This window comes from Cupriavidus sp., from assembly GCF_057315035.1.
The window spans coordinates 42,637-58,269 of the sequence record NZ_DBHKYV010000011.1; the positions used below are offsets into that span (position 1 = coordinate 42,637).

Here is a 15,633-nt window from a genome sequence, read left to right on the forward strand (position 1 = left end):
ACACAAATTCTTACCATGATGGAAGCGTCACCGTCGCAGCAGCATTCATCAAACGCCGTGGGGTTCGTTGGTTTGGGCGCCATGGGCGGACCCATGGTGCATCGTCTGCTCGAGCAGGGTTTTACAGTCTTTGTGCATGACTTGAACGTCGAGGCTCTCAATGCGGCGGTCCACGCCGGCGCCATTGCATGCGGCAGTGCCTTGGATGTGTCGGTTCGTGTGGATCTTGTCTTCACATGTCTTCCTTCACTGCGTGCGCTGGAGGCTGTCTTTTTCGGCGATCAGGGTGTGGCGCAGGGTACTGAGGTTCGGGTGGTGGTAGACCTGTCGACGACGGGACCTGAGTTCGCTCGCGAGGCTGCGCGACGGTTCGAGGCGTCGGGGATTTCGCTGCTTGATGCGCCCATCACGGGGAACGTCGTAACCGCCGGAAACGGCAAGCTCGGGATCATGTGTTCCGGACCTGCCGATGCCTTCAAGCGCGCAGAGCCTGCAATGCTGCCCTTGGCCGGTTCCATGCTGTTGTACCTGGGTGAGAAGATAGGGAGGGCCCAGACCCTCAAGCTGTTGAACAACCTTGTGTCGGCATCCGGGATGGCGGCGACTTGTGAAGCTTTCGTGCTGGGCGTCAAGGCTGGGCTGGATCCTGAAGCGATGCTCGATATCATTAATTCAGGTGCATCCAGCACCAACGCCAGTCGCAACAAGTTCAGGCGCGCGGTGCTTGGTCGCACGTTCGACTACGGTGCCCGGATGGCCATCACGGCCAAAGACATTTCGCTTGCAGTGGAAGAGGCGGCGAACTTCGGCGTACCGACATGGGTGTCGCGATCAGTGCAGCAACTTTGGCGGTACGCAGTGGCCCAAGGCGGAGCGGATCGCGACGGTACCGCACTGATTACTTATCTGGAACCATGGGCTGGCGTTATCGTGGAAGGCTCTGCGGGTAATGCTGCGCCGACAACGACTTCAGCAGTGGAAGGGCACGCGACGGACTTCACGAATGTCGTGGTGGTTTGCTGTCCCGCGAATCAGCCAACCTGGATGGCGAAGCTCGATGCTGCCGGCTGGGCGGTCACGGTGGTGGAGCACCCGGAGAAGGGTGGGGCAGCGTCTGAAGCTGGTGGTCGTCTTGCAGAGCGTTCTTGCGTCCTTCTCGTTGTGCCGGACGACGACGTCGCTGAAGGCGTTCCACGGTGGCTTGCCAGCCGGTCTGAGAAATGGTGTGTGTTGAACACATGCATCCTGCAGAAGGAGGTCGCGTCGGATCTGTGCCGTCAACTGGCGACCAATGGACATTCGTACCTGGACGCCCCGATGGTTCCCACGCATGCGTCTGCGGCACAGGCGGGGTGGAGGGCCGTGGTCAGCGGAGATGGAGCGGCGGCAGCGCAAGTGGGATCGTTGCTGGACGCGGTCGCTTCAAAGGTCCGCCATCTTTCCAACCGTGCCGGTGATGCGCAACTGATGGTCGCAATCGACGAGGCCTTGTCCGCAAGCCTGCTGGCGGTTGGATGTGAGTCGTATGTGACTGGCGCGAAGGCGGGACTGGAACCGCTTACGATGGCCAAGATCCTTGGCATCGAAACTGGCAGAACTACGGCAAGCGCAACCATCATTCCGGAGCAGGTCGCCACCCGGCAATTCGCCTATGGCAAGTCGCTTGCGCATGCGCACCGTATGCTTCGGCTCGTTTGCGACGAGGCTTCCAGCCAAGGTGTAACGACCTGGGTATTTGAATCCACCCGGCTGCTGTTTGGACTGGCGACTGCCCTGAATACCCATGGTGACGACGTCAGTGAGCTGATCCGATACTACGAAGGTTGGGCATCAGTGGAGGTTCGCCAGGGACTTCTGAATGACAAGAATGGCCAGGCGCAGTCCTGCCCCAAGGTTTGACAGACCTGCATCATTGCGCTGAGTGGCAGCGCATCTCTCCGTTTCTATGAATATGTCCAACGTACCGGAATTTCGCGGGAATATGCCCCGCTCGCTCGACAGCCTCGCGTCCTGGGTTTCGCAGCTTCGCGAGGAATCCATCGACCCAGAGCTTCCCATTGTCGATCCCCATCATCACCTGTTCGACGACGACCGTGGACGCTTCCTGGCGGATGAACTCGATGCGGAGATCGACGCCGGAACCAATATCGTTGGCACGGTCTTCGTACAGTACAAGTCCTCGTACCGTACGGATGGCCCCGAGGAGCTCAAGCCCGTCGGCGAAGTCGAGTTCGCCACCAGGGTTGGAGAAGAGTGTGAAACGGTCGGCGGTAGAAGAAGCAAATTTTGCAGTGGCATCATTGCCCATGCCGATCTTATGCTTGGCGACGAGGTAGAGCACGTACTTCAGGCAATGCTTGCTGCAGGCAAGGGCAGGCTGAAGGGCGTTCGACACGGCGCTACCTGGGATGCGGGAGCCGCAGGATATGGCCGCGCTTTTGCGCCACGGCATCTGATGCGGGAGCCGAAGTTTCAAAGCGGTGTCGCACAGTTGTCGCGCCACGGCCTTACGTTTGATGCCTGGCTCTTCTATCACCAGTTGGACGACCTTGTTGATTTGTTGGAACGGCATCCAGAAGCCAACGTGATCCTGGATCACTGTGGTGGCATTGTCGGGCTGCCGCCCCATCTTGACCGTTCGTCCGTGTTGCGGGAATGGCGTGACAAGCTGGGCCGCCTGGCTCAGTTTCCAAACCTGAGCGTGAAGATCGGTGGGTTGGGGATGCTCTACACCGGCTGGGACTTTCATGTGCGTCAAACGCCGCCCACGTCCCTTGAGCTTGCGGATGCCTGGAAGCCATACGTGCTCGAGTGTATTGAGTCGTTCGGCGCCCATCGCTGTATGTTCGAGAGCAACTTCCCGGTCGATAAACAGAGCTGCAGCTACAGTTCACTATGGAATGCGTTCAAGCGCATCGTTAAGGATTTCTCTGCGGACGAAAAGCGTGCGTTGTTTCACGACAATGCGATTCGAGTGTATCGACTGGAAGACTGACGCCGGCAACTCGTGCCGGTGTAGATTGCGTGCCCTCGTACCGGGGAGTCTACTTGCCGGTATGCCCTGTGGTGTACCATGTCGGCATTCTGGTTCCTGACGGGATAGTTTTCCTATGATGCGTTCGGTGCAGCGTATTCTCGCCGTTTTCGAAAGTTTTTCGGCCGATCGGAGCAGCCTTTCGCTGCAAGAGATCGCCGACCGGATTGAGTTGCCAAAGTCGACGACGTTTCGCATCGTACAGAGCCTGGAGCAGGCCGGTTATCTGGTGCGGCTTGAGGACCAGGAATACTGCCTCTCTTTCCGTTTCACCCAACTGGCAGGCTTGGTCAAGAGCACGCTGGGCATCCGCGAGATCGCACGTCCGGTGTTGGTCGAGTTGGCTGAGAAGACGAAAGAAACAGTGTCGATCCATACAGTAAGCGGTCAGAACCGGGTATGTATCGATGCGGTTTCCACCGGTGCATCTCCGCTACGCGCAGTGGTGCAGGCCGGTGAGCAGGTGCCATTGCTCGCTGGCTCCGCGTCTCGGGTGTTGATGGCCTATATGGAAAAGGCCGAACTTGGACCGATCGTTACCTCGGCTGCCAAGGCGTTGAAGAAGACCAAGACTGAACTCTTGTCCGAGTTGGACGAGGTGCGGGAGCAGGGCTTCTCTGTGTCCCATGGCGAAAGGCTTCTCGGCATTTCAGCGGTATCAGCGCCGATTAAAGACGTGAATGAGCAAGTGCGATATTGCATTTCCGTCGGCGCTCCGACGGTTCGGATGCAAATGCACGAGAAGGAATTCACCAAGCTCGTAGTTTCGGCTGCGGCCACTATTTCCCGGCAGTTTGGCGGACGTGCCTGAAAACGCTGGCGCATTCACATGCGCCAGCTCGCTTTCCTAGTACAAAGAGCCGACCATCCCACCTTCTACAGGGACCGTCGCGCCGTTGATAAATCCCGCTTGCACCGACGCGAGGAACGTCACAACGGAAGAAATCTCTTCCTGTGTCCCAAGCCTGCCCAGCGGTGTCAGCCGTTTTCGGGCCTCGGTTTGTGACGCGCTATAGGCCGTGGCGGCATTTCGATGCGACGTATCGATTAGCGCCGGCGCAACGCAGTTGACGGTGATGCCGTGCTGGCCGACCTCGTTTGCCAGATGCTTCATGTAGGCGGTTACGCCTGCACGGAACACGGTCGACAGACTGTGGTGCGGCATCGGCTGCTTCACGGAAGCGGAAGTTACTGCGACCAGACGCCCCCAACCTCGCTGCGTCATCCCCGGCAATACCGCTGAAACTACCTGGATTACGCTGAGTAGTTGATTCTCATAGGCTTCATGCCATCGCTTCGGATCGTTTTCGTCGATCGTCGTCCGGATGGGGTTCGGTGGCCGAGCGGTGTTGAGGATGACGATGTCCGTGCCGCCCATCTCTTTTTCCAGCGTTGCCGCGAGGCGTGCGGCATCCTCGGTCGATGTCATATCGCCGACGACTGGCAGCGCTCGCACGCCGTAGGTGCGCTCGATTTCTGCGGCCACCTCCGCCAACTTGTCCGCGGAACGGGCAAACAGCGCGATGTTCGCGCCTTCAGCCGCAAGAGCGTGGGCAATGTTCCGGCCCATGCCACCGCTGGAAGCGGTGACGAGGGCGGTTTTACCTTTGATTCCTAGGTCCATATCTCACTCGCATCCATTCGAAGCATTGCTCACTCGGTGACGATGACTTCGTCACCGCTTACCGTGAAGCGATGCGGCATATCTTCCGAAACCCATTCCATGTATCCGACGATTTCATCGAAGCGCTTGTCGTCGCGACGCAGTACTTGGGGGCGATAGCGATCGTCGAACGTCATCGGCAGAAATGACACCTGCAGAACGCCTTGCTTCGACACTTTCAACTTGGCCAGCAGCCCCTTCGTGCAGTCGCGGCCATAAGGCATAAGCGGGTATGCGGGGTCGAGGTCCGTATGATTTCGCACAGCACCGTGTGCCCACGCCGGTTCGCTTGTCCACGACGGCGCCGCAAATGACTTGGTCATGGCGAATACTCCCAGGCTATAGAAGATCGTCTTGCCTCGATAGACTTCAATTGCCTTGGGCAGGTGAGGCGCGTGACCGACGACGACATCGGCTCCAGCATCAATCGCCGCATGCGCCACCGCCACCTGGTAGTCGGCCACGACTCGTGGCAGCCTGATGACTCCCGAATGAAACGCCAGCACGACCACGTCTACTTGCGAGCGCAGCGTCTTGATGTCCTCGATCAGCAGTGCAAGATCGGCCTCATCAGGCGTTGTGCGAACCCGCACCGGCTGATGCGGGCCCCGGGTATCGTAGGTCGTGTGGATGCGAATATTCACTACGCCCGGCTTGTCCGGACCGGCGTCGCTTCCGGCGGCGGCGACGGACGTATAGCCAAGGTATCCAACCTTTACACCGTTTTTCTCAACGATTGCAGCCGTTCGTGCTTCCGCAAGATTGCGCCCCGCACCCGTGACCTGGACACCATGGGCGTTCAAAAGCTCGCGTGTGTCGAGCAAGGCCTCTGGGCCTGCGTCGTAACTATGGTTGTTGGCCATCGTTACCGCATCGAATAGTCCGCCGGTAAAGATGTGAGCCATCTCCGCTGGCTGGCAGACCTGCGGTGCATGGTCAGACTTGACGCCTCTGCCCGAATACGTGCGCATGCAGTTCACAAACCGCATGTCGGCTTCTTGAAGCACCGGCTTCACCAGCTCCGTGTATCCCTCGATTGGATAGCCCTCGGACGCTCCATGGGTTGGGCCGCAGTCGCCGGCGATCAGGACGGTTGAAATATCAGACACAGTGTCTCCTTCCATATTGCTTGTCTCTCCCACGCATCATGGATACACCCTTTAAACGCGGTGTTGGGTTCCATTGTGTGGAATCAGTTCGAAAATTATCGTTGAATCATAGCATTCGCTACTTTCCGCTATTTTTCGCTACCTGTCGTTATTGCAGTGCCACCAGACCAGACCAGTACTGCATTTGACTTCCTTGCGTCGTAACCTCGTACTTGCGCATGAACTCGATCCGCCCCGAGTCTCGGATCCGGAATACGGATAGCGTGGCGGGAACAATCTCCACCTTGTCTCCGACCTCGATGCCAAGCGGCTTGACGCTGGCGGCGACCAATAGCCGACCGGTTGGGTCACACGAGAATGTCCGCACGTGGAACGACTCAGTATCGATATGCTGGCGCAGAGCTGGCACCCCGGTTTCCGGGTCGATCTCGTACACGGCAATGTTGTTCTCGCCGGACGTAAAAACCCGGACGCCGTCGCGGTCGACATTCCCATCCGCGCGGTTCGCAAGGTAGACCCAACGTCCGTTCGGATGTACATGGATGGGACCCGCCAGTTGGCGACTGTGAGTCCGGTCGGGCGCCTGAAGCGAGGGGAGCGTGCTTATCGGCCTCGGATCGATATGGTCGCCTTCGAGCCTGAACGTGTGGAGGCTATTGGTGCGCTCGTCGGAGGCGTACAGCCACTTGCCAGAAGGATGAAAATCAATATGCCGTGGGCCAAAGCCAAAGCCGCCGTCAGGGGCGACCACTTCATGCGCGGCAAGTTGGCCATCGTCCAGCAGGTAGCTCCGCAGTGCGCCAGGTTCCTCCTGTCGTTCCTTTGTGCTGTTGTTCCCGCGGTCAATCAGAAGGGCAGCACCTCCAGACGGAAACGCCATGACCTGGTGGGGGTAGATGCCAAAGTTGGCCGAGCTTGCTTGCTCGATCCGGTCCCCGATAGAACCGTCGGCTTCGATACGATCTACCGTAATGCCAGATTCCGGAAAGTTATGGGCACACAGGATGTACCTGCCTTTCGGATCAACGCACATATGGACCGCACGGTCTGGCAGGCGCTTGGGCGCACCAAGCAGTGACAGACGTCCGTCTTCGGCCATGCGGTATGCGGCAACATGGCTGAACTCGGACTTGATATGGGGTCCCGAGCTACTGGTAGTCACGTACAGGACGTCAAGGGATGGATGGCGCCAGGCGTATTGCACGCGCGACGCCGCCTGGGTGGTCTCTTGCTTCTCTAGCGTCCCAGCATCCACATCTACGCGATACCGGGTAATCAGGTCATCGACTGCACTGTAGAGAACGACGGTTTGTCTCATGGTTACTCCTGTCCGGGTGTTGAATTCCTCTAGCTGGCGTCGCCAGCTGCCGGAGTAAACATGGGGATTGCGGTTCCATTCTCCGAGTGCTTGAAGACGACGTTAACCCGCTGTCCGATCCTTACCTCGTCCAGGTCGGTGTCCACGATATTCGTCATCAGGGTCGGTCCCTCATCGAGCGTAACGTAGGCAATACAGTAGGGCGCACCGGCGCCGCGACGCGTTACGCTATAGGTGTAGATCTGTCCTTTCCCGCTCGACTGGGCCCATTTGAGGTCGGCACTCCAGCAGAAGGGGCAGATAGCACGGGGATAGTGGTGGACCTTGCCGCAACCGTTGCAAGCCTTGATGAGGAGTTCGCCCCTGGAGGCGCCTTCGAAGTAGGGCTCGTCGCCAGGATTCAGCGCGGGATCGGAGATTTTTCGATCTGCAGGGATAGTCGGCATATCTTTACTCCCGTTCGAGGATTAGCGTTGCGGCGCCGTGCCGCGAACCGATGGCGCCGCCGATGCCGGTCGCCAGGGCGAGTTTGCAGTCTGGGACTTGCACACTCGGATGTGCTTCGCCTCGGAGTTGACGTACCGCTTCGATGATTTTGGTGATACCACCGCGGTTGGCAGGGTGGTTGTTGCATAGACCGCCCCCGTCGGTATTGAAGGGCAATTTGCCAACGCCAGCGATCAGGTTGCCGTCTGCAACGAAACGGCCGCCGGCGCCTTTCTCACAGAAGCCGAGGTCTTCGAGTTGAAGCACGACGGTGATGGTGAAACTGTCGTAGATCGATGCGTACTGAATATCCGAAGGACGAACACCTGCCTCCTCGAATGCCCGCGGCCCCGTCCATGCTGCACCGGTATACGTGAGGTCGATCTCTCCCCCCATCTGGTGCTTGGTGCTTTCGGCGCTGCCAATCACCTTCACGACCGGCCGGTTGAGCGACCTGGCGATTTCCGGACGGGTCACGATGATGGCGCCTCCGCCATCGCTGACCACGCAAGAATCGAGTCTGCGCAGTGGATCCGCGATAAGGGGTGAAGCGAGTACGTCATCGACCGTGACCACATTCCGGAGCATTGCATTGGCGTTGTGCTGGGCATGTTGAGACGCCGCAACCTTGACCCAGGCCAACTGCGAGCTCGTCGTGCCGTACTTGTGCATATGCAGCATTGCGCACATGGCATACAGATTGAGCGTCACGGGGTTGTAGGGCATCTCGAATGGTGCCTCGGGCATATTGACGCCCCGTACTCGCACCTGGGTTCCAGAAATCCCTTCCGAATTCGGCCGCCCTGCAAGCGTGATGAGCGCGACATTGCACTTGCCTGCAGCAATGGCTTCCGCAGCGTGCGCCACATGGGCGAGGTATGAACAACCGCCCATGTCAGTCGAGTCGACGTGCCGGAGCTTGTTCAGGTTCAGGTAGTTCGCCATCGACCAGACATTGGCGCCCGGGGCGTCCCCAGCGCAAAAGTACCCATCGATGTCGTCGCGTGTAAGCCCCGCATCTTCGATCGCGCCTTTCGCTACTTCGGCATGCAGCTGCGCCACCGAGTGCAACGGCGCTTTGCGCAAGGGGTGCTCGTATGCGCCGACGATACAAGCCTTGCCTCTGACACTCATGTTCTGTCCTCCTCAACACTTCTCGAAAAATCGCCTTGCGGTTCCATTCAGTGGAACCTATGCTAGCCAATAGAACCTATGATAGCATCGGAACTGTGGTTGTGCTGGGGGTATCCGATCCGGTGCGCAGCGCAGCACTGAGTGTTTGTCGAGGCGCAGCGGCCATCGTGGCGTTGAGGGTTGCCTCGATATCGAAGTCAAGGAGAGTAGTTGTGGAAGACGTTCAGGCAGTTTCGGCAGAAGCTGGAGAAGCATTCAAGATTTGGCAGTGCGCCCTGTGTGGATTCGTGTACGACGAAGCCGAGGGTATGCCGGCCGATGGCATTCCCGCCGGCACTCGGTGGAAAGACATTCCGGATGATTGGCGTTGCCCGGAGTGCGCCGTCGGAAAGAGCGATTTCGAGATGGTGGAAATCTGAAGAGCGAAGCCAAGGCGATGCGTAGCCGAAGGTGCACGCATACCCTGCCATTGGAGCGACAGCATGAGAGATGCTTCAACCTCGCTGAGATCCCTCTTCGAAAAATGGATTGGAGACAGCGATCGCGCGGCTACCCGTGTCATTCGGGCGCGCCATCCAACCCAGGGAACCGGATGTGTCGAAGTCCAGTTCGAGCGCGCGTCAGAGCTGCATTCGATCTGGTTCTTTCGACATGGTGACGGGGCGTGGTGCGTTTACCCTCCCGCGCCGGGTCGGCTGCAGGTTGCTCTCGTGCCTGCCGACGCAGTCGCGTAAGTGGTAAGTGAGCAGAGATGGAACTCAGGCAACTGCGTTACTTCGTCAGCGTGATCGAGCATCGGAGCATGGGAAAGGCGGCGCTCGAGTTGGGTGTTGTCACATCCGCACTCAGTCAGCAGATCAGCCGTCTCGAAGGTGAACTCTGCACGCGCTTATTGCAGAGAACCTCGACCGGCGTGGTGCCGACCGATGCTGGTCTTGCGTTCTGGCGTCAGGCCCAACTCGCATTGCGGCATGCCGATGCCGCAGCCACCGCGGCAAGGCACGCCCGCCTCACGGGATATGTGAGTGTGGGTCTCGCGCAGAGTACGGCCGGGATTGTTGGCGTGCGATTCATGCAAGCCATGCGCAGCCGTTACCCTGACGTAAAAGTCCGCATCGTTGAGAGCCTGTCCGGCTATCTGTCAACCATGCTGAGCGCGCGCCAGATCGACCTGGCTGTCCTTTTTCGGGAAGAACCATCACAGCGGTGGAGCAGATTGCGGCTTCTGAATGAGAAGCTGTTCTTGATCGGATTGCCGGACATGCTGGGCGTCCCCTTTGGGGAGAACGCCAGTATCAGCCAGGCCGCAGCGCTTCCGCTCATCCTCCCAAGTGGTTCCCATGGCTTGCGATCGCTGCTTATCCGATGTTTCGAGCAGGCCAGGGTGGAGCCGAATGTCGTGGCTGAGATTGATGGTCTGAGTCTTCTTATGCGCGCAGTGCGGGCCGGCATGGGGGTGACGATCCAGCCGGGATCGCTATTGGCGCCAGAGGCCCATGCTGAGCTGAGCAGCGTGCAGTTCGACGATGCGGCCGCTCAGCGCGAGAACATCCTCATCAGTCTTAGTGAAGATGAGCTGTCGCCAGCCGCGCTGGCTACCCGGATAGTCCTGGCCGATGTCATCCGTAGCACTGTCAGCGAAGGACGCTGGCCAGGCGCAACGCTTATCGAGGCAGCGTGTCGATCGAACACGGAGAGCAGCGCAGTCAGTCTGACCGCCTCCGAGCAAAGTCTTCATGTTTCATGAAGAACTGTTTGCGAACAGAGGATGGCGGAGGTTCGACCTAGCTCATATAGTCGGAACCTCAAGGAGACATAGATGGTTGACGTACTGATCATTGGCGGAGGTAATGCGGCGTTGTGCGCGGCACTGATGGCCCGCGAGGCGGGCGCGTCCGTCATGTTGCTGGAAGCATCGCCACGCGAATGGCGCGGTGGCAACTCGCAGCACACGCGCAATCTTCGGTGCATGCACGACGCGCCGCAAGATGTATTGGTGGATGCCTATCCCGAAGAAGAGTATTGGCAGGACTTGCTCAAGGTCACAGGCGGGAAGACTGACGAGGCCCTCGCGCGGTTGGTGATTCGGGCATCTGCGACATGCCGGCCCTGGATGCGAAAGCACGGCGTCCACTTTCAACCTCCGTTGTCAGGCGCGCTGCATGTGGCGCGAACCAATGCATTCTTCATGGGCGGTGGCAAGGCCCTTGTCAATGCGTACTACCGTAGCGCCGAAGCGCTGGGCGTACAGATTCGCTACAACACCCCGATTCACGCTATCGAGATGGACGGCACGCGTTTTGTCGCGGCTGTGGGCGAGCGTGAACGCTTCACTGCAAAAACATGTGTCCTCGCGGCAGGTGGGTTCGAATCGAACCGGGAATGGTTGCGCGAGGCATGGGGTCAGAATGAACGAGGCGAATGGCCGGCGGACAACTTTCTCATTCGCGGCACACGCTTCAATCAGGGCGTCCTGTTGAAGCACATGATCGAGGCAGGTGCCGATGCTATTGGCGACCCGTCGCAATCGCATTGTGTGGCAATCGACGCCAGGGCTCCGCTATACGACGGTGGCATCTGCACGCGCATCGACTGTGTGTCCCTGGGTGTCGTGGTCAATCAGAATGCGCAACGTTTCTATGACGAAGGCGAGGATTTCTGGCCGAAGCGATACGCGATCTGGGGACGTCTGGTCGCTCAGCAGCCGAACCAGATCGGCTACTCGATCATTGACAGCAAGGCTGTCGGTCGATTCATGCCCCCCGTGTTTCCTGGCCAGAAAGCAGACACGCTGGACGAGCTTGCCCGGAAGCTGGGCGTGCCGGTCGAGGCGTTCGTCGAGACTGTTGAAACATACAACGCGGGATGCCGGGTGGGAGCTTTTGATCATACGGCCCTTGACGATTGCCACACCGAGGGTGTGAACCCGCCCAAGACGCATTGGGCACTGCCCATCGACAAGCCGCCGTACTTTGGTTACGCCCTGAGGCCTGGCATCACGTTCACCTACCTGGGACTCAAGGTTAACGACCAGGCTCAGGTCCACTTTGGCGGCTCTCCCAGCGACAATCTTTTTGTAGCTGGCGAGATGATGGCCGGCAATGTCCTCGGTCAAGGTTATACGGCAGGCGTTGGCATGTCGATTGGTACCGCATTTGGTCGGATTGCAGGAACTCAGGCTGCCCGAGCAGCCTTGGGCAAGCGGATGGAAAGCTATGCATGACTTGAAATTGTTGGTGAAGGAGGCTGAGTCGCTAGCAGACCGCTCCAGCTCCGCATCTGTAAAGCTGCGCCAGATTGCAGTGTTGCCACTCACGGATGATGAAGCCGAGGTATCTCGGCAAATGCAGATCTGCAATGCATGCCGGTATTGCGAAGGTTTCTGCGCTGTGTTCCCGGCGATGACACGACGCCTTGAGTTTCATAAGGCCGATGTCAACTATCTGGCGAATCTTTGTCACAACTGCGGCGCTTGCTATCACGCATGCCAATACGCTCCCCCGCATGACTTCGCGGTGAATGTGCCGCAGGCGATGGCGCGGGTGCGCTTGCAAACCTATACCGAATACGCGTGGCCAGCAGCGTTCGGTCGTCTGTATCGCAACAATGGGACGACGGTCGCGGTAGCACTTTCCGCCGGATTGGCGCTGTTCCTGATCCTCGCCATGCTGCTGACCAACGGTGTACTCGTGCAGGAAGGTCTGGCGGCAAACTTCTACGCGATCTTTCCGCATAACCTCCTGGCTGCCATGTTTGGCGCTGTGTTCGGATTCGCATTGCTCGCGCTGGGCATCGGCGTATCGCGATTCTGGCGTGGGCTCTCGGTGAAAGGGCTTGGGGCAGGCGCAGTTGCTGAAGCTACGGCAAACGTACTTACGCTGAAGTATCTCGATGGCGGTCATGGGGCAGGCTGCAACGACGCCGACGACAAGTTCACCCTGTGGCGTCGGCGCTTCCACCACGCTACGTTCTACGGTTTCATGCTTTGCTTCGCGGCCACGGCCGTCGCAACGCTGTACCACTATGCGCTTGGCTTGCATGCACCGTATCCGATGCTAAGTGCGCCAGTTCTGCTTGGTACGGCGGGTGGCCTGGGTTTGGTTGTTGGTCCTATCGGTCTTCTTTGGCTGAACCTGCGTCGTGATCCGCTTCGATCCGACTTGCGACAGAAGCCGATGGATATCGCGTTCATCATCCTGTTACTGCTGACGAGCGTATCCGGCCTGGCGTTGCTTGCTTTCCGTGAGGCAGGAGCCATGCCGGCTTTGCTTGCGGTTCATCTCGGCATCGTCATGGCCCTGTTTGCGACACTTCCTTACGGAAAGTTCGCGCACGGCATCTTCCGCACGGCGGCACTGCTGAAGTCTGCGCTGGAGAAGCGACAGGCAAACACCCTCAAGCTCGGCAACGATTAACGTAGGCGCGGACCCAAGTGTTGGCTTTGACCCAGGTTGGCGAGAACAGAAGAAACTGGAGACATAGATGAAGGTTGGATACGTTGGATTGGGCGCACTCGGTGGCGAACTTGCACGTCGCTTTGTTGGCAAGCACGAACTCTACGTCTGGGACTTGAATCCACAGGCCACGGAGACGTTCAGAGGCCTCGGCGCAAAAGTGGCCACGTCCGCCGCTGACCTCGGCAAGCAGTGTGACGCTGTGATTGTCTGCCTGCCGCGTAGCGCCGATGTCCTTCAGTTGGTATCCGGTCCGGATGGGTTGGCAGCAGGCTTGTCGGCAGGAAAGCTGGTCATTGACCAGACCAGCGGAATTCCTGCAGAAACGAGGAAGATCGCTGCGCTTCTCGCCGAGATCGGCGTCCAGATGATGGATGCAGCGGTCTCCGCAAGTCCTCAGATCGTAGCCAGTGGAAGTGCGACGTTAATGGTCGCCGGGCCAGACGATCTTTACGACAAGGCGCTGCCCTTGCTGGAGACCATGGCAGGCACGATCTATCGTTGCGGCAGCCGCATTGGCGACGGTCAGGCGATGAAGATGGTGAACAACGCCATGAACGGCGCATGTCGTATGGGCATGCTCGAAATCGTCGCGATGGGTATCAAGGCGGGCCTGCCTCTGGAGCGCATCACCACAGAGGTGAACGAAAGCCGCCTTGGGCGCAGCCAGGTCACGGAGAAGATGCTGCCTGCGCTGGTGGAGGGTAGGGCGTCTACCCGCTTCGGGTTGCCCCTCATGCTCAAGGATATTACCCAGGCAATGATGCTGGGGATGGAAGTTGGCGTTCCGATGCCAATCACCAGCGTTGTTCGCGGTTTGCTGCAGGTCGGTGTCAATACCCTGGGTAACGGTTCGCAACTCGAAGACATGGTTGGTGTCATCGGAAAGATGGCTGGTACCGGCATTGCTCCCGGTGAAGCACAGAGCAAGCCGGCCGGAGTGGATGCCAACGCTGTGAGCCCGCTGGTGGAAGCGGCAATGTTTGCGCTGGGGCAATTGGTCACCTATGAATGCACCGCGCTTGGTGTGGCGTATGGCCTGCGCCTCGAGGACATCTCCACGGTCATCAATTCGAGCTCCGGTTGGAGCGGAGCATCGCGCGCCCTGCTGCCCGCGTTGCTGGCTGGTGATCGCAGCCCCGTCAGGTCCTTGCGCGAGGTTGCTGGTAGCTTGAGTCAGGCATGCGCGCTTGGCAGCAGGGTCGGTGCGCCCATGTTCGTGGCTAACCAGATTCGCTGCCTGTACGAACAGGCAGCCGTGGATGCCGGTGAGGACGCTGACGTCGCGGAAGTGGCAGGCGTCATCGAGGTGGTCTCAGGGGTTCGCTTCGCCCAATAGCCCTCGGGAAGCATGCTCTGGTGGTAAGGAGCCATTCAAGAACGAATGGCCAAAACAAGATGGTTGGAGACAATATGAAGCGCCCCACGTTGAAGGCTTTGGCCTTGTTTGGCATCGCACTTGGAATCTCGTCAGCAAGCTTCGCTGCCGATCCGTTCCCCTCGCGTCCGATTCGAATCGTCGTGAATACTGCGCCGGGCGGCCTGCTCGATTTCACCATCCGCCTTGTCGCCAAGGAGATGGGCGCCAACCTCAAGCAGTCGGTCATCGTCGAGAACCGTGCCGGTGGTGACGGTCTGATCGGCATCAACGTAGCCAAGGCGGCGCCGGCCGATGGCTACACGCTTCTGGGCTCGGCAGGGACGATGGCATTCCAACAGGTCATTCGCCAGGATCCGGGCTACGATCTGATGCGCGACTTTACGGGTGTCGGCTTTGTTGGACGCTCGCCGTTCCTGGTTGTGGTATCACCCGAGCAGCCAGACAAGTCGCTCAAGGACTTCGTCTCTCGTGCGAAGAGCAGTCCAAACGCTCTTTCGTATGCTTCTGCAGGCGTGGGAACCGCAACTCACTTCGCCGCCGCGATATTCAATCAGAAGGCTGGTCTTCACCTCCTTCACGTGCCGTACAAAGGGAATGGGCCGGCGATCCCGGATGTCATGAGCGGCCGGGTTAACATGATTTTCGAAGCGTATCCCAGTAGCCGCGGGTACATCACCGCTGGAAAGCTCAAGCCCCTGGCTGTTACCTCTTCAGCGAGAATCGCGGCGTTGCCAAATGTGCCGACGCTTGCGGAGGAAGGCGTGCCGGGCTACAGCTACTACACCTGGATGGGCCTGGTTGCTCCCGCTGGTACGCCGAAGGAGGTCGTTCAACGACTTTCCGAGGCCCTGAAAAGCGCCATGAGCGACAAGGCGCTGGCTGAGCGCCTCAACAGCGAGGGGATTGAAACTCCTCATATGACCACCGCCGAGTTCAACGAATTTCTCGCCAGGGAGGTTAGCCAGACACGCAAGCTCGTGACCGACCTCAAGCTGCCAAAGCAGTAGGCATTCCATCTTTTCGCAAGCCGTCGGTTAGCGTCGAAGCCGAGCAT

14 protein-coding genes are annotated in these 15,633 nt (G+C 59.0%); 9 read left to right on the plus strand and 5 right to left on the minus strand.

Annotation, left to right across the window (positions count from 1 at the left end; translation table 11 throughout):
- Window positions 1–15: 15 nt before the first annotated feature.
- The 3 genes from ACO550_RS15830 (at window position 16) to ACO550_RS15840 (ending at window position 3,845) form a co-directional block, all read left to right on the plus strand.
- A complete protein-coding gene (locus ACO550_RS15830; RefSeq protein WP_315592780.1) occupies window positions 16–1,899 on the plus strand; it encodes an NAD-binding protein in 1,884 nt (627 codons plus the stop codon).
- An 82-nt stretch (window positions 1,900–1,981) separates the two neighbouring features.
- Window positions 1,982–2,995 (plus strand): amidohydrolase family protein, encoded by a 1,014-nt coding sequence (locus ACO550_RS15835; RefSeq protein WP_315592781.1) that lies wholly within the window; start codon window positions 1,982–1,984, stop codon window positions 2,993–2,995.
- 115 nt (window positions 2,996–3,110) lie between these two features.
- A complete protein-coding gene (locus tag ACO550_RS15840; RefSeq protein WP_315592782.1) occupies window positions 3,111–3,845 on the plus strand; it encodes an IclR family transcriptional regulator in 735 nt (244 codons plus the stop codon).
- 36 nt (window positions 3,846–3,881) lie between these two features.
- Here the strand turns inward: ACO550_RS15840 and ACO550_RS15845 are convergent, their stop codons facing one another.
- The 5 genes from ACO550_RS15845 to ACO550_RS15865 form a co-directional block, all read right to left on the minus strand.
- Entirely contained in the window at window positions 3,882–4,658 is a 777-nt protein-coding gene (locus tag ACO550_RS15845) for an SDR family oxidoreductase (protein ID WP_315592783.1), read from the minus strand.
- A gap of 29 nt (window positions 4,659–4,687) precedes the next feature.
- Complete coding sequence (locus tag ACO550_RS15850) at window positions 4,688–5,806, minus strand: CapA family protein (RefSeq protein ID WP_315592784.1); 1,119 nt, start codon at window positions 5,804–5,806, stop codon at window positions 4,688–4,690.
- Window positions 5,807–5,954: 148 nt separating this feature from the next.
- Entirely contained in the window at window positions 5,955–7,124 is a 1,170-nt protein-coding gene (locus ACO550_RS15855; protein WP_315592785.1) for a lactonase family protein, read from the minus strand.
- 29 nt (window positions 7,125–7,153) lie between these two features.
- Complete coding sequence (locus ACO550_RS15860; RefSeq protein WP_315592786.1) at window positions 7,154–7,570, minus strand: OB-fold domain-containing protein; 417 nt, start codon at window positions 7,568–7,570, stop codon at window positions 7,154–7,156.
- Between the two features lie 4 nt (window positions 7,571–7,574).
- On the minus strand, window positions 7,575–8,744 hold the full coding sequence (locus tag ACO550_RS15865) for a thiolase domain-containing protein (RefSeq protein ID WP_315592787.1): 1,170 nt from the start codon (window positions 8,742–8,744) through the stop codon (window positions 7,575–7,577).
- Between the two features lie 212 nt (window positions 8,745–8,956).
- Here ACO550_RS15865 and ACO550_RS15870 point away from each other — a divergent pair, with 212 nt between their 5' ends.
- The 6 genes from ACO550_RS15870 to ACO550_RS15895 all read left to right on the plus strand — a co-directional run bounded on the left by ACO550_RS15870 (window position 8,957) and on the right by ACO550_RS15895 (window position 15,586).
- Entirely contained in the window at window positions 8,957–9,163 is a 207-nt protein-coding gene (locus ACO550_RS15870) for a rubredoxin (RefSeq protein ID WP_315592788.1), read from the plus strand.
- A gap of 332 nt (window positions 9,164–9,495) precedes the next feature.
- Complete coding sequence (locus tag ACO550_RS15875) at window positions 9,496–10,491, plus strand: LysR substrate-binding domain-containing protein (RefSeq protein ID WP_315592789.1); 996 nt, start codon at window positions 9,496–9,498, stop codon at window positions 10,489–10,491.
- 72 nt (window positions 10,492–10,563) lie between these two features.
- Window positions 10,564–11,967: an FAD-dependent tricarballylate dehydrogenase TcuA gene (gene tcuA / locus ACO550_RS15880; RefSeq protein ID WP_315592790.1), complete on the plus strand. Its 1,404-nt coding sequence runs from the start codon at window positions 10,564–10,566 to the stop codon at window positions 11,965–11,967.
- Window positions 11,960–13,159 (plus strand): tricarballylate utilization 4Fe-4S protein TcuB, encoded by a 1,200-nt coding sequence (gene tcuB, locus ACO550_RS15885; RefSeq protein ID WP_315592791.1) that lies wholly within the window; start codon window positions 11,960–11,962, stop codon window positions 13,157–13,159. The genes tcuA and tcuB overlap by 8 nt, the downstream gene beginning before the upstream one ends.
- Before the next feature lie 67 nt (window positions 13,160–13,226).
- Window positions 13,227–14,537: an NAD-binding protein gene (locus ACO550_RS15890; protein WP_315592792.1), complete on the plus strand. Its 1,311-nt coding sequence runs from the start codon at window positions 13,227–13,229 to the stop codon at window positions 14,535–14,537.
- Between the two features lie 74 nt (window positions 14,538–14,611).
- Window positions 14,612–15,586 (plus strand): tripartite tricarboxylate transporter substrate-binding protein, encoded by a 975-nt coding sequence (locus ACO550_RS15895; protein ID WP_315592793.1) that lies wholly within the window; start codon window positions 14,612–14,614, stop codon window positions 15,584–15,586.
- The last annotated feature ends 47 nt before the right edge of the window (window positions 15,587–15,633 follow it).

What these genes read in the sequence shown, in the direction of transcription:
- ACO550_RS15890 (WP_315592792.1), top strand. Translation starts at nt 13,227, where the DNA reads ATGAAGGTTGGATACGTTGGATTGGGCGCACTCGGTGGCGAACTTGCA.
- ACO550_RS15855 (WP_315592785.1), bottom strand. Translation starts at nt 7,124, where the DNA reads ATGAGACAAACCGTCGTTCTCTACAGTGCAGTCGATGACCTGATTACC.
- ACO550_RS15840 (WP_315592782.1), top strand. Translation starts at nt 3,111, where the DNA reads ATGATGCGTTCGGTGCAGCGTATTCTCGCCGTTTTCGAAAGTTTTTCG.
- ACO550_RS15845 (WP_315592783.1), bottom strand. Translation starts at nt 4,658, where the DNA reads ATGGACCTAGGAATCAAAGGTAAAACCGCCCTCGTCACCGCTTCCAGC.
- ACO550_RS15860 (WP_315592786.1), bottom strand. Translation starts at nt 7,570, where the DNA reads ATGCCGACTATCCCTGCAGATCGAAAAATCTCCGATCCCGCGCTGAAT.
- ACO550_RS15835 (WP_315592781.1), top strand. Translation starts at nt 1,982, where the DNA reads ATGCCCCGCTCGCTCGACAGCCTCGCGTCCTGGGTTTCGCAGCTTCGC.
- ACO550_RS15875 (WP_315592789.1), top strand. Translation starts at nt 9,496, where the DNA reads ATGGAACTCAGGCAACTGCGTTACTTCGTCAGCGTGATCGAGCATCGG.
- ACO550_RS15865 (WP_315592787.1), bottom strand. Translation starts at nt 8,744, where the DNA reads ATGAGTGTCAGAGGCAAGGCTTGTATCGTCGGCGCATACGAGCACCCC.
- tcuB (WP_315592791.1), top strand. Translation starts at nt 11,960, where the DNA reads ATGCATGACTTGAAATTGTTGGTGAAGGAGGCTGAGTCGCTAGCAGAC.
- tcuA (WP_315592790.1), top strand. Translation starts at nt 10,564, where the DNA reads ATGGTTGACGTACTGATCATTGGCGGAGGTAATGCGGCGTTGTGCGCG.
- ACO550_RS15830 (WP_315592780.1), top strand. Translation starts at nt 16, where the DNA reads ATGATGGAAGCGTCACCGTCGCAGCAGCATTCATCAAACGCCGTGGGG.
- ACO550_RS15895 (WP_315592793.1), top strand. Translation starts at nt 14,612, where the DNA reads ATGAAGCGCCCCACGTTGAAGGCTTTGGCCTTGTTTGGCATCGCACTT.